Annotated in this window: 10 protein-coding genes; 4 read left to right on the top strand and 6 right to left on the bottom strand. The window is 59.3% G+C overall.

Annotated elements, in window-relative coordinates:
- The first annotated feature begins 63 nt into the window (after positions 1-63).
- The 3 genes from ACIPSK_RS11335 to ACIPSK_RS11325 all read left to right on the top strand — a co-directional run bounded on the left by ACIPSK_RS11335 (position 64) and on the right by ACIPSK_RS11325 (position 2,416).
- Positions 64-1,395, top strand: a complete 1,332-nt coding sequence (locus tag ACIPSK_RS11335) for a diguanylate cyclase (RefSeq protein ID WP_162117308.1) — start codon at positions 64-66, stop codon at positions 1,393-1,395.
- A gap of 237 nt (positions 1,396-1,632) precedes the next feature.
- Positions 1,633-2,079, top strand: coding sequence for a CBS domain-containing protein (locus ACIPSK_RS11330; RefSeq protein WP_017964713.1), 447 nt, complete (start codon positions 1,633-1,635; stop codon positions 2,077-2,079).
- A 19-nt stretch (positions 2,080-2,098) separates the two neighbouring features.
- Positions 2,099-2,416 carry a hypothetical protein gene (locus ACIPSK_RS11325; protein WP_162117307.1) on the top strand — a complete coding sequence of 106 codons (318 nt, stop codon included), beginning with the start codon at positions 2,099-2,101 and terminating at the stop codon, positions 2,414-2,416.
- Between the two features lie 30 nt (positions 2,417-2,446).
- Here ACIPSK_RS11325 and ACIPSK_RS11320 read toward each other — a convergent pair whose 3' ends face one another.
- Positions 2,447-3,466 (bottom strand): GlxA family transcriptional regulator, encoded by a 1,020-nt coding sequence (locus ACIPSK_RS11320; RefSeq protein WP_003540607.1) that lies wholly within the window; start codon positions 3,464-3,466, stop codon positions 2,447-2,449.
- A gap of 466 nt (positions 3,467-3,932) precedes the next feature.
- Between ACIPSK_RS11320 and ACIPSK_RS11315 the strand changes: the two genes are divergently transcribed.
- Positions 3,933-6,725 carry a DEAD/DEAH box helicase family protein gene (locus tag ACIPSK_RS11315; RefSeq protein ID WP_017964710.1) on the top strand — a complete coding sequence of 931 codons (2,793 nt, stop codon included), beginning with the start codon at positions 3,933-3,935 and terminating at the stop codon, positions 6,723-6,725.
- 184 nt (positions 6,726-6,909) lie between these two features.
- On the opposite strand, the gene ACIPSK_RS11310 is transcribed toward ACIPSK_RS11315, so the two are convergent.
- The 5 genes from ACIPSK_RS11310 to ACIPSK_RS11290 form a co-directional block, all read right to left on the bottom strand.
- Entirely contained in the window at positions 6,910-7,110 is a 201-nt protein-coding gene (locus tag ACIPSK_RS11310) for a hypothetical protein (protein ID WP_024322122.1), read from the bottom strand.
- Positions 7,111-7,437: 327 nt separating this feature from the next.
- Positions 7,438-8,085 carry a MarC family protein gene (locus tag ACIPSK_RS11305; RefSeq protein ID WP_162117306.1) on the bottom strand — a complete coding sequence of 216 codons (648 nt, stop codon included), beginning with the start codon at positions 8,083-8,085 and terminating at the stop codon, positions 7,438-7,440.
- Positions 8,086-8,193: 108 nt separating this feature from the next.
- Positions 8,194-8,592, bottom strand: a complete 399-nt coding sequence (locus tag ACIPSK_RS11300) for a hypothetical protein (protein ID WP_162117305.1) — start codon at positions 8,590-8,592, stop codon at positions 8,194-8,196.
- Positions 8,593-8,645: 53 nt separating this feature from the next.
- Positions 8,646-10,802 carry a mechanosensitive ion channel family protein gene (locus ACIPSK_RS11295; protein ID WP_162117304.1) on the bottom strand — a complete coding sequence of 719 codons (2,157 nt, stop codon included), beginning with the start codon at positions 10,800-10,802 and terminating at the stop codon, positions 8,646-8,648.
- 47 nt (positions 10,803-10,849) lie between these two features.
- Positions 10,850-12,163: an alpha/beta hydrolase gene (locus ACIPSK_RS11290; RefSeq protein ID WP_162117303.1), complete on the bottom strand. Its 1,314-nt coding sequence runs from the start codon at positions 12,161-12,163 to the stop codon at positions 10,850-10,852.
- Positions 12,164-12,234: the final 71 nt, after the last annotated feature.

Raw genomic sequence — 12,234 nt, 5'->3', positions numbered from 1 at the left:
GCCTCTCGGTTATCGTCCTCGCCGGGGAAAGGGCCGAGTCGAGCCCGTCGGGGAGTAGGGGCTGTGGCTTTTCAAGCGGATTTCCAGCGAGATGGCATCGGGCTGCGCTCCGGCGGGCTCAAGATACTTCTGGTTGAAGATTCCCGGATGTTTTCCGCCGTGCTCTGTCACCGGTTCCAGACAGAGCTCGGCCTTGCCGTCAAATCCTGCCCGTCGCTGAAAGCTCTTCGCAAGGAACTTGCCGACGACGGTCACGGCTACACCATGGCCGTCGTCGATCTCAACCTGCCGGATTCGCCCTATGGCGAAGCGCTCGACTGCACGATCGAGCACGATATCCCGGCCATCGTCTTCACTGCGACATTCGATCTCAACACGCGCAACAAGATCATGGAGCGCAATGTCATCGATTACGTGCTGAAGGACAATGAGTTCGCGCTCGACAATCTGGTCGCCACCGTCCGGCGGGCGATCTCCAACCGCAAGACGCGCGTGCTCGTCGTCGACGACGTCGTCTCGGCGCGCCAGGTGCTCGTCGACCTGCTGAAGGCACAGCAATATCTCGTCGTCGAGGCAAATTCGGGGCTCGAGGCGCTGGCGGCGCTCGAGGCCTACAGCGATATCGAACTCGTCGTCACCGACCATCATATGCCCGATATGAGCGGCTATGAGCTGACGCGGCGCATCCGCCATCGCTTCGGTTCGGACAGGCTGCGTGTCATCGGCGTTTCCTCCTCCAACGACCGCATGCTTTCGGCGAGTTTCCTGAAGGCCGGCGCCAGCGATTTCGTCTACCGGCCCTTCGTTGCCGAGGAGCTGCAATGCCGCATCGCCAACAACGCCGAAACTCTGGCGCAGATGCGGCAACTCCGGGCAGCGGCGGCCTGCGATTACCTGACTGGTCTCTATAACCGCCGCTATTTCTACGACAACGGCCCGAAGCTGGTGAATGAGTGCCTGCGGCTGAAGGTGCCGAGTTCCGTCGCCATTCTCGATATCGACCATTTCAAACGGCTGAACGACACCTATGGCCACGAGATCGGCGACAAGGTGCTGAAGGCTGTCGCAAACAGGCTGTTTACGATCTTCGAGGGCAGCGACAATCTTCTGTCGCGGCTCGGGGGCGAGGAATTCGCCATCCTCTTTCCTCAGATGGATTCCGCTGCCGCGACCAAGCTCTGCGACGAGATCCGGTCGGACATTTCGCGACTGAAAGTCACGGCCGACGACGAGGAACTCGGCGTCACGATCTCGATCGGCATCGCCGAGATCGCCGGTTACGAGACCTTCGAGAATTACCTCAACGCCGCCGACCAGTTCCTCTACATGGCCAAGCATAGGGGCCGCAACCAGGTATATTCCGACGTCAAGATGACGGAGGAGGCGGCGCAATAGCGCGCACCTCATTTCAGCTCGCCTATCCGAAAACGCGAGCTGAAATGCGTCGGCGGTGCCGGTGGCGTTGCGTTGGGCTTTGTTTCCGAAAACCTGTTGACGATGGCGACGGCGGCATGAGGACCGGTCAGGTTCCTGTTGTGAACCAGACGTTCCAGCCAAATTCCAGCGCGGCGACGTGGAACAAATGCCTGGGCCGCAAGTTTAGTGGAATCAACCGTTAACGGAGGATTCATCATGCAAGTCAGGGAAGCCATGACGCGCGACGTTCTGGTCGCTCGCCCCGACCAGTCAATCCAGGATGCCGCACAAATGATGGCAGACATTGATGCGGGTGTGGTTCCGGTTGGCGATCGGGACCGGCTGGTGGGAATGATCACGGATAGAGACATTGCCGTCCGCGCTGTTGCCCGTGGCAAAGGGCCGGATGCCAAGATTGCGGATGTGATGACTGCCGATGTGAAATACTGCTTCGAAGACGATGATGTTAATGACGTGCTTGAGAACCTCGGCGATCAACAAATTCGTCGCCTGCCGGTTGTCAATCGGAACAAGCGCCTCGTCGGCATCCTGTCGCTTGGAGACATCGCGGTGACGTCCAGTGACGGGGCTGCAGCATCGGCGCTTTCCCACATCTCCAGGCCAGGTGGCGCACACTCCCAGACCGGCGGCGCGAGAGGCTGAAGCGGCGCGGGAAAAGCCAATGCGTATCCAAGCTGCATTGATCTTTGCGATGGTCGCATTTTCAAGTTCAAACGTTATTGGACAGACAAAAGAACAACCGTCGGCCGGCTCGGAACGTTGCACTGCATCGCCTGCAGATCAAAACAATCAGTCGGCAGCGGAGGACGCCGGGAAGGCGGCCAAGGACGGCTCGTTGTCGCAAAAGATGGACGATTGCAACGGTGTACTGAAGCCGCCCCCGACCGGGGACAGCGATTTCAGCAGGCCCGCGCCGGAGGAAGGCAAGACACCGGTCATTCGGCCCGACGATCTACCCGGGCAGCAGCAACCGAAGTGACGGTTTTTGCTGCCGTTAGATCGTTATGTCTCACGCGGCGACCGCCTGCCTTGCCGTCGCCATGGTCATCTTGCGCTCGGCGCGCTCCTGCTGCGGCGAGCGATGGTAGAGTTCGCGATAACACTTGGAGAAATGCGAGGCCGAGACGAAGCCGCAGGCGACGGCAACCTCGACGACGGGCATCGAGGACTGCACCAGGAGGTGGCGCGCACGGTCGAGGCGGATTTCCAGATAGTAGCGGGCCGGCGAGCGGCCCATCTCCTGACGGAACAGCCGCTCGATCTGGCGGCGCGAGAGGCCGGCGCCGTCGGCGATCTCGATCAGTGACAGCGGCTCGGCGAGATTGCCTTCCATCAGTTCGATGATCGATAGTACCTTGGCGTTCTGCACGCCGAGGCGGGCGCGCAGCGGCAGACGCTGGCGGTCGTGCGGGTTGCGCACGCGGTCGGTCAGGTGCTGCTCGCAGATGCGGTTGACGAGGCTTTCGCCGAAATCCTCGCCGACGAGGTTGAGCATCATGTCGAGCGAGGCGGTGCCGCCGGCGCAGGTGTAGAGATTGCCGTCTATCTCGTAGAGATCGGCATAGACCTCCGCCTGTGGGAAGGCTTCCGAAAAGCCCGGCAGGTTTTCCCAGTGGATGGCGCAGCGCTTGCCGTTCAGGAGACCGGCCTGGGCAAGCACATGCGCGCCCGTACAGAGGCTGCCGACGGCGACGCCGCGATTGTAGCATTCACGCAGCCAGGCATTGACCGACTTGTTGTTGAACTGCTCGACATCGATGCCGGAACAGACGAGCACCATGCCCGGCCGGTTTTCGCCGCCGAGATGACGGCGCTCCTCGGCAAGCGAGGAATTTGCCTCGACGCCGATGCCGCAGGAAGAATAGACCTTTTCTCCATCTACGGAGGTCAGCCGCCAGGTATAGGCCTGGTAGCCGAGCATGCGATTGGCGATGCGCAAGGTATCCACGGCCGCCGAAAAGGGCAGCATGGTGAATTGCGGTACCATAAAGAAGACTACCGAACGCTTCTTGATCTGCATCCTGTTCATAGCGAAATCCATGCTCGAGGGGCGATGACACATTCGTTGCGCGGAATGCGTCGCGCCGATGTCCTGAAAGCGACACTGGCATGGAAAAATGCGGCCGGGAAGAGCAAATATGCGACATCGCCCGCGATTTGGCCGGTGAAACGGCCGGAATGGCTGCGGGCAGGGCAAAAGACAGGCTAATAGGCGACTGAAATTCAATGTTGAAAATAGCTTAGGAATGGATGGTGAGGCCACGAAAAAGGCGGCGTTGCATGGTGCAGACGCCGCCCTTATTTTGGAAGGAATGTCGCATTCATTATAGTGACCTGATGTCGTTGCGCTGACGTTGAAATTTCGTCAAAAGGACTGCGGGGAGCATAACTGGCGCTGCATGACGCGCGCCAAGATGGTGCAGTGTCTCCTGAAGAGCATTTTAGTCGCAGCCTCCGCGACGACTCATCACATTTGATCCAAGAGGCAGCAGTGAATGAAGGACCTCGCTTTTCAGGGAAAGTGGCGAAAATATCAGCAGAAGATACTTGATGATCTGACAAATCTCATTGGCGATGACGGGTTGCATATTGTCGCGGCACCCGGCTCCGGTAAAACGGTTTTAGGTCTTGAAGTGATGTGCAGGCTCGGTGAGGCGACTTTGATTCTGGCTCCGAGCAAGACCATTCGGGACCAATGGGCGCATCGGCTGCGCACGATGTTCTTGCCCGCCGACCTTGCCGAACCGGAGTGGATTTCCCACGATGTGAAAGCGCCCGGAACCGTCACGATCATCACCTATCAAGCTCTGCATGCGGCGTTCTCGGGCCATCCGTCCGAAGAAGAAATCCTCGACGGTGAAGAGGAGGGCAGCGACGGGGCGCAATCCGGCGAACTAGGCAAGCAGGAAACGGAGAAGGCGAGAAAGAAAATCATCGCGAAGCTGCGCGAGGAGAAGGTTCGCACCCTTGTGCTCGATGAAGCGCACCATCTTAGAAACGAGTGGTGGAAGGCGCTGACGATGCTCAAGGAAGCACTAGGCCAGCCCACTGTCGTCGCGCTGACAGCTACGCCTCCTTATGATGTAGATCCTCAGGAATGGGACCGCTATCAGGCGCTTTGCGGGCCGATCGACGGCGAAATTTCCGTGCCGGAACTTGTGTTGCAAGGCGATCTTTGCCCACACCAGGATTATGTCCACTTCAGTCTGCCGAGTGCACTGGAAGCACAGAAGCTGACCGAGTTTCGCGCGCAGATCGGAGACTTCATCGAAACGCTGCTTGAGAGTGCAGAATTCAAGGAGGCAATTCTACGTCATCCATGGATTGCGCAGCCGATCGAGAATGTGGAGCATATACTGGACGACGCACGCTTTTTCTCCAGCATGCTGATCTTCCTAAATTCACAATATGTCGACTTGCCGCAGTCGATTCTCGACATTCTCGGCGTCAAGGCGCGTGAAATACCGGATCTGACGCTTGAATGGATAGAGGTAATGTTGAACGGCGTTATCTACACCTATCGCAATGATTTCGAAGAAGCTGAAGAGGCAATCCGCTGCCAGCAAGACAGGTTGAGGGAAATTAGGGCACTGGAGCACAGCAGAGTGCGACTGACTGATCCACGATCGGTTCAGAAGCTGCTGGTATCAAGTGTGAGCAAGCTCAACGCGATCGTCGATATTACCCGGCTCGAAAGCGCGTCGATGGGTGACGAACTCCGTATGGTTATCCTTTCCGACTATATAAGGAAGGATGCGCTGCCCACTGCCCCCACGGACCTTCAGCCCATCGAGAGAATGGGCGTTGTGCCAATCTTCGAGACGCTGCGGCGGTCCGAACTTGATCTCAAGCTTGGAATTCTGACCGGGAGTCTGATTCTCATTCCTGCGGAGTCAAAAGGAATTCTTGACGAGATCGCAGACCGTCTTGGCATCGGTGCCGAACACATCCGTTATCAACAGGCGGCATTCGATGCAGGCTTTCTGAGCGTGGAACTCTGCGGCGAGCGGAGCCGCAATATCGTGCATATAATCACCGAGCTGTTCAGTCGCGGCGGGATCACAGCCCTGGTCGGCACACAGGCTTTGCTGGGTGAAGGATGGGACGCGCCGTCCGTAAACACTTTGATCCTGGCAAGTACGGTGGGATCATACGTACTCTCCAATCAGATGCGCGGTCGTGCCATTCGCATCGATCCTCGAAACCCTCAGAAGGCAGCGAACGTCTGGCATCTGGCGGTCATCGACCCTGAAAAGCTCGAGCAGAGAATATTGCTGCGCTTCGGGAGGAAATCGACCGCTAGAAAAGCGCCCGATCCCTTTGACACTATGACAATAGACCTGGGCAGCGACGTCGATGCGCTGAAGCGCCGATTTTACGCGTTTGAGGGTTTGTCCTTCGGCGAGCCTCCGCTGATCGAAAGCGGTTTTCAACGATTGATGCTGGGTACCGCCAAATGGAATGCGCGCGGTGTTGATGAGATCAACAAAATGATGGAACGGAGGGCTGCAGACCGCAAATCACTGAAATCCCGCTGGCATAGCGCGCTGCACAGCAAACGCGCCGTTGCGAGGATGCAAGAAACATTGGAGAGCAACTATGCCCCTAAGGGGCTGGTTAACTGGAATACGACAAAGTTTCTGTTTGCGCACAGCGCCGCGCTCGCCGGTATGATCTTGAACGGATTCTTGCACAGCTTTCGCGCTACACACATCCGATCGCTCCAACAACTGGAGTTGGTCCTGTTCGTTATGTTCGCATTACTGGCCATCTTCTGCTTGCCGGGCGCACTGAAAGCTAGCCTGTTGCTGCTGCGGAACGGCTCGCTGGAGGGGAGCATGAAGCAGGTGGGAATAACCGTTCTGGAGACGCTGCATCATATGGGCGTCATAAGGACCGAGTTGGGAAAAGTGAGTGTCGAGGCGACGCTCGACCAAAACGGCATCATCTATTGCCGGCTTGAGGGTGCCACGACAATTGAGCGGTCCCGCTTTCTCGACGCTCTACGGGAAGTCCTCGTTCCCCCACAGAATCCCCGTTACATTCTCGTAAGGTCGTCAACATTCTGGCGGATGAATCGGGTGGATTATCATGCAGTCCCTTCGATCATCGGCCGAAAAAGAGAGGATGCCATCTATTTCGCTGAACTTTGGAATCGTTACGTCGGTGATTCGGAACTTGTCTACACGCGCAGTGCCCAGGGTCGCCTGAAACTGCTCCAATTCCGCGCGAAATCATTCGCTTCCGCGTTTACAAAGAAAACCGATAGAATTAGCCGGTGGGAGTAATTGGAAAGCCTGATGGGGCTCCCGCCTGCCGCAGCGCGTTTGCACCTGGCATGCAGTTGCGGCGCCGTCCAGTGCCGGAAAGGCGAGCGACATTCGACAAGCAGATTCGGGCATTCAGAAGATGAAAAAGGCGGCGTTGCACAATGCAGACGCCGCCCCTATTTTGGGAGGAATGTCGCATTCATTACATGGTCCGGTGTTTGCTGTCGTCCGTGCTCGGCCAGCCGATGTCCTTGCGAATGTCGAAGGGCATGGCTTCGATTTCGCGGGCCGTCTGCCAGCGCGTCCAGGCGAGCACGAGCTTACGGGCATAATGTGCCAGATCGAAGCGGCTTTCACTGGAGGTGAGGGACTTACCACCACCGCGATAGGTGAGCGTGGTCATTTTCCGGTTCCTTTCTTGGGTCAGGGACACGGTCGTCATTGGGAGGTTCGTCCATGTCCATGATCCTAATATGGGCGCTGGAAACTCATCATTCAAACGAATAGAACTTATGGATAACATCAGGGATATTGAATGATCGTCGCGCGGCCGCCAGCCATCGGCGACACATTTAGAGTCTGTCGCGGACCTTAATCCCTGGCTTTCCGCGCAAGGAATCGCAGATATGCAGGCGAATATGTGCTGAACAGTACGAGCGGTTCCGGACGACATCACGATCTATTTCGTTGATTTAGAGATTTCATGCCGACCGGGCCTAAATTGGTCGATCTAGTGTGCAGCGGTCGGGGTGATGATCCCGAGATTGCCGAGCCCGACGACGATCAGTTGGACTGCCACTGCGGTCAGCAGAATGCCGAAGACGACCTCCGAGACGATCAGACTGGCAGGCTTCATGCGTTTGGCGAGCTTGTCGATGTTGGTGAACACCAGATAGTCCAACGCGCCGACGATCAGGATCAGGCCGATGACGAGTATCGCGCTGGCGATCGAGACGACTTCGCCAGAGGCGATGATGACGACGGTGATGCCGACAGGATTGAGCAGGTAAGGGACCGCAAGCGGAAAGACGGCGATCTTTTCGGGATCGACGGGCACCGCAATGTCGTCATGCGGCTTCTCTGTTGGTCCTGATGCCATCTTGATCGCGATCAGCGCCAGGATGATGCCGCCGGCGACGGCGACGGCGCCGCCCGTGATATGGAGAAGCCGCATCAGCAGAGCACCGGTGGCAAAAAGGATCAAGGCTGTGACCACTGCGACCAAAACCATCTGGCGGCCGATACGCGCCTTGGTTTCGGTATCGAAGGCATGGGTCTTCTCCAGAAACGGCACCAGGGCGATCTTCGGCCCCAGGCCGATCAGAAGGAGCAGGAGAAGTTTTCCGACGAGTGCGGCATCGATGACTGTGAAATCCATGGAACGTACCCTCTGAGATTTGTGACCTGGAAATCGAGATCCTCCCAACTCAGGGGAGGGCGGGCGACGAAGAGAACAAACGAGCTGTCAGCTTTTCTGACGGATCGCTCAGCGCGGGCACACGTCCCAGAAGCCCGTCGTCTTGGCGGGCGAGGTGTAGTACCAGCATTGACCGGACTGCGGCGGCGTGCCTGCCAGTGAGACGGCGGCAGCTCCGGCGACGAAGCCGATGGCAGCACCTGCGGCGATTGCCGTACCCGGGCGCCAGTAACGGCGAGGGGCGACGACCACGACGCCGCGCCGGACGGGCGGCCGAACGGCAGGACGGGTGCTTCCGACTGCAGCGCATCCGCGCGGTCCGCAGGCCGCAGCACCGCAGCCTCTCGGGCCGCATGCCGCTACGCCGCGACGGGCTTCGGCCGTCGTGGGAACGAGGACGGGTGCGCAGACCGTCATGATGACGGCAAGTGTCGCAAGCATTTGCGTAGGGATAACCAGGATCTTCATTTCATTTCCTCCCATTGCTCTCGTGTGTGTTCGTTTCCTCGAAGATTCCGCCCTCAGGCCGAGTTTGCGGCCGCGGCTGCGTTGTGTGCTGCCAGCGTCTGCTGGGCAGCGGCTGCGACCGCGTCGTCCTTGCCGCCCGAGACCTGAACTGTGGGCACGGCGAGCTTGATGCCGTTTTCGTTGAACGCCTCGTGGATCATCCGCAGAGCTCGACGCTTCAGCGTGAACTGCTGGCCGGGAAGGGTCATGACCTTCATGCGCAGGAGCAGGCCGGAGTCCCCCAGGCTATCGATCCCCTGCATCTTCAGCGGCTCGAGCGTCGTCGGTTTGAACTCCGGATCCTCGAACAGCTCCAGGCCGATCTTCTTGATGATCTTGCGGGCCTTCTCGATGTCGGAATCGTAGGTGATGGTGATCGTCATCTTCTCGATCGCCCAGTCGCGGCTCATGTTCTGGACTGCTCCAAGCTCGCTGAAGGGCACGATGTAGACCGCGCCGCGCTGGTGCCGGAGTTTGATGGATCTTAGGCTGAACGACTCGACGGTGCCCTTGTAGCTGCCGCTCTGGATATACTCTCCCACTCTGAAGGCGTCGTCGAGCAGGTAGAACATCCCGCTGATCACGTCCTTGACGACAGTCTGCGCCCCGAAGCCGATCGCAACGCCAACCACGCCGGCGCCTGCGATCAGCGGACCGATTTCGACCCCCAGCGATGAAAGCGCCATCATGATCGCGATGGCACTGAAGAGGATCATGAGGAAATTGCGAAGGATCGGCAGCAGGGTTCTGAGGCGTGTGCGCCGCCGCTCCCGCTCGCTGCCGATTTCAAGGACGGCTTCGGTGTCGCCGAGCTTGCGATCGATCAGGACTTTCACGACGCTCCAGGCGAGATCGACGACCAGGAGAATGATCCCGGCGCTGAGGAGGCCGCGCACGAGACGTAGAAGCGGCGAATCCTGCATCGTCATCTGCGTCAGCCTGATATCGAGCGCGTCGGCAAGCAGGATGATGGCGCCGACGATCAGCGCCGCTCTGATGCCGCGCTCGACGATCACCGAGACGACGGTGCCTTTCTTGTGGCCGTCCTCTTCGTCCGTGGAAGAGCGCAGAATATTGTTAACCGACGCCTTCGTGAGGGCGATGGCACCGGGCAGCGCGGCGCAAACCACCGCCATCCAGAACAGCCTCATGGCGCCGACCACCCACAGCAGCCAGACGGCAACGAAATAGACCGTCCAGAGCCAATTCCGCGCCCGCAGGCCGATCCGGCCGGCTTGACCGGAAGCCAATTGGGACGGACGCCTCCAGACGGCTTCGATACCGATGACGAGGAGCACGAGGCCGAGAGCATAGGCGACGAGTTGCCGGGCCGGGACGGAAAAGCCGAGCGTGCCGAGCAGTCGGATCGTCACCCAGCCAAAGGCATACCAGCCGACGAGGTAACCGAGGCGTTTTGCCCAATGGCCGGCGGCGTCCCCTGTGATCGGCACGACACGAAACCGACCTTCTTCCTCGGCCCTTGGTGCCAAAAACACCTCGAAAAGAGCGCTCGCCAGACGGAAGATCACGATCGCGAAGAGGTATCCCACGACCATTTCCCTGATAACGGGCGGCCATTGGAACAGCAGGAAGAAGCCGATGCTGCCGAGGCCGAAGGAAAGGACGTAACATGCCGCCCACAGAAGCCTCGCGGCCATTGCGATCATCCTCTCGCGAACCGTCGCAAAGGGCGCGCGCGCCATCCATGAGCGCCAGCCGGCGCTGATCCACCAGAACAGCCATTGCGCGGCCAGCCCGACGGCGACGAAGGCAGCGACCAGGAAGATCGGCCGCGTCCCGCCATTCGCCTGGATGTCCCGTTCGAGTACGGCCCCGCCTCGCATCGTCTCCAGGGGAAAGGACTGGATGGCGTCGAGAAGACTAGAGGCATGGGCACGGAATCGCATCGTGAATTCCGAGAATGAAGGGTCTGCGTTCCGGGTTTCCAAGGGCGGTTCCGCCGCGGTCTTGGCTGCTGCCGATTGCTGCTGCAGGAAGCGCTGGACATCCGGATCCGAGAACATGCCGATAAAGCGCTGAACACTTTCTGGCTGTGGGCTCGCAGGCGTCACGCTCTGCGCCACAGCAATCGAGGCACAAAGGAGAACGGAAGCCAGGGCAAGCGCCGTGAGAAGTGGTTTAAACATGCGGATCTTGGAAAGTAATGGCATTGTTTATCCTGATCTCTATGAACCTCAGTTTGCCGGTTCCTGAACCGTTATTGCCTGCACGACTCCTTCGATCGGCCCGCGGCGGTGCACTCGGAGGCCTTCGGCGGTGTACCCACAGGACCCGCGAGGCCGCTGACCTGGCCGGCATAATTATCTCTGGTGTCGGCGTCGACGACGGCGACCGGGGCGGCAAGGATCAGGCCGGCTGCGCTGCCTGCCGCCGCCGCCGTGCTCGTCGTCGCGGCAAGGATCTTGTCCCCTAGCCCGACCTTGCTGTCGGTCAGCGTCTGTCCGTCGGAAATCCGCGCGCCGATGAGCTGTACGACCTCGGGCGATTCTGCGAATTTTCCGTGGTTCAACCTGTCGCCCGCCTTCACCTTCGTGAGATCAATCACTGTGATCTGGCTGTCGGCTAGTTCCTTCTTGAAGGGAGCCTGCTCGGGATCGATGGCGCCCAGTCTGGCGACGTCGCCCCATACCCTGCGGGATACCGCGAGCGCGCGGTCGTCTCGCGAAACGAACAAGGTGAACTTCGGATGCTGCTTGCCCATGTCGACGATCTGCTGGCGGAAGACATCGACATCCACGTCGGGCGAGGCCAGCATGACATTCTCGAACTTGGCGGGAAGGCGGCCGTTGCGGATCGCCATTTGGCGAAGTGCTTCCAGCGCCAGCCAGTTGCCCATGGAATGCGCCAGGATCGAGACTTCTTTCACCTCAGGATCCCTCGCGAGATATTGGAAGAGGGTCTCCAATGCGTTACGCGTGTAGTTCGTGCTCTCCCTGTCATAGCCATATGCAAGCAGACTGCCGCGCGACGGCCATGTCACCAGCACCGGCGCACTATGGACGCCGGAATCCTTGACGATCTGGGCGAAGCGATAGACGGAGTCTTCGAAACGGTTGTTGAAGCCGTGGATGAACACGAGCACGCTGCGATCGCGGCTCCTCCTGACTGAGGCGCTTAGCCATTTCTTGGCGTCGTCGCGCGTGATCTCATCGGCTTTCAAGGTTGCGAAGTCTGTTGCCGGGTTGGAAGGAAGCCTCATCGGCCAAGCGACTTCGCCGACCTTGCGGACGTTTGCAGGGGGGATGGATACGGTGATGTCGGCAAAGGCCGGGGCGAGTGCGCGCTCGCCGGTGAACATCTCGCCTTTTATCGTGGAGCGGCTGCGCGTCGTGGCCACGAGCATGTCGACTTTGGCGGCGTTCGGCGCGCTGTCGGCAACGGGGATGAGCACGTTCTTCGCGTGGCCTCCACATCCGGATAATGCGCAGAGCAGCAGGAGAGCCGAGATCCATTTCAGACCTGGGGAAGTGCCCGGTTGAATTCGGCCATCGCGACATTTCGCTGTGCTCACTGGCGTTCCTCGTAGCCACATCAAGTTTGAGCCGGCCTCGCCGCCGCGCGCTGTGGCTGTCGAAGTCGGCA

The organism is Rhizobium sp. LARHSG275 (assembly GCF_052871115.1).
This window is presented reverse-complemented; position numbering and strand designations above follow the sequence as displayed.

Bases quoted from the DNA above. Each gene is read 5' to 3' on its own strand.
- ACIPSK_RS11330 (WP_017964713.1), top strand. From the start codon at position 1,633: ATGCAAGTCAGGGAAGCCATGACGCGCGACGTTCTGGTCGCTCGCCCC.
- ACIPSK_RS11325 (WP_162117307.1), top strand. From the start codon at position 2,099: ATGCGTATCCAAGCTGCATTGATCTTTGCGATGGTCGCATTTTCAAGT.
- ACIPSK_RS11320 (WP_003540607.1), bottom strand. From the start codon at position 3,466: ATGAACAGGATGCAGATCAAGAAGCGTTCGGTAGTCTTCTTTATGGTA.
- ACIPSK_RS11315 (WP_017964710.1), top strand. From the start codon at position 3,933: ATGAAGGACCTCGCTTTTCAGGGAAAGTGGCGAAAATATCAGCAGAAG.
- ACIPSK_RS11310 (WP_024322122.1), bottom strand. From the start codon at position 7,110: ATGACCACGCTCACCTATCGCGGTGGTGGTAAGTCCCTCACCTCCAGT.
- ACIPSK_RS11305 (WP_162117306.1), bottom strand. From the start codon at position 8,085: ATGGATTTCACAGTCATCGATGCCGCACTCGTCGGAAAACTTCTCCTG.
- ACIPSK_RS11300 (WP_162117305.1), bottom strand. From the start codon at position 8,592: ATGAAGATCCTGGTTATCCCTACGCAAATGCTTGCGACACTTGCCGTC.
- ACIPSK_RS11295 (WP_162117304.1), bottom strand. From the start codon at position 10,802: ATGCCATTACTTTCCAAGATCCGCATGTTTAAACCACTTCTCACGGCG.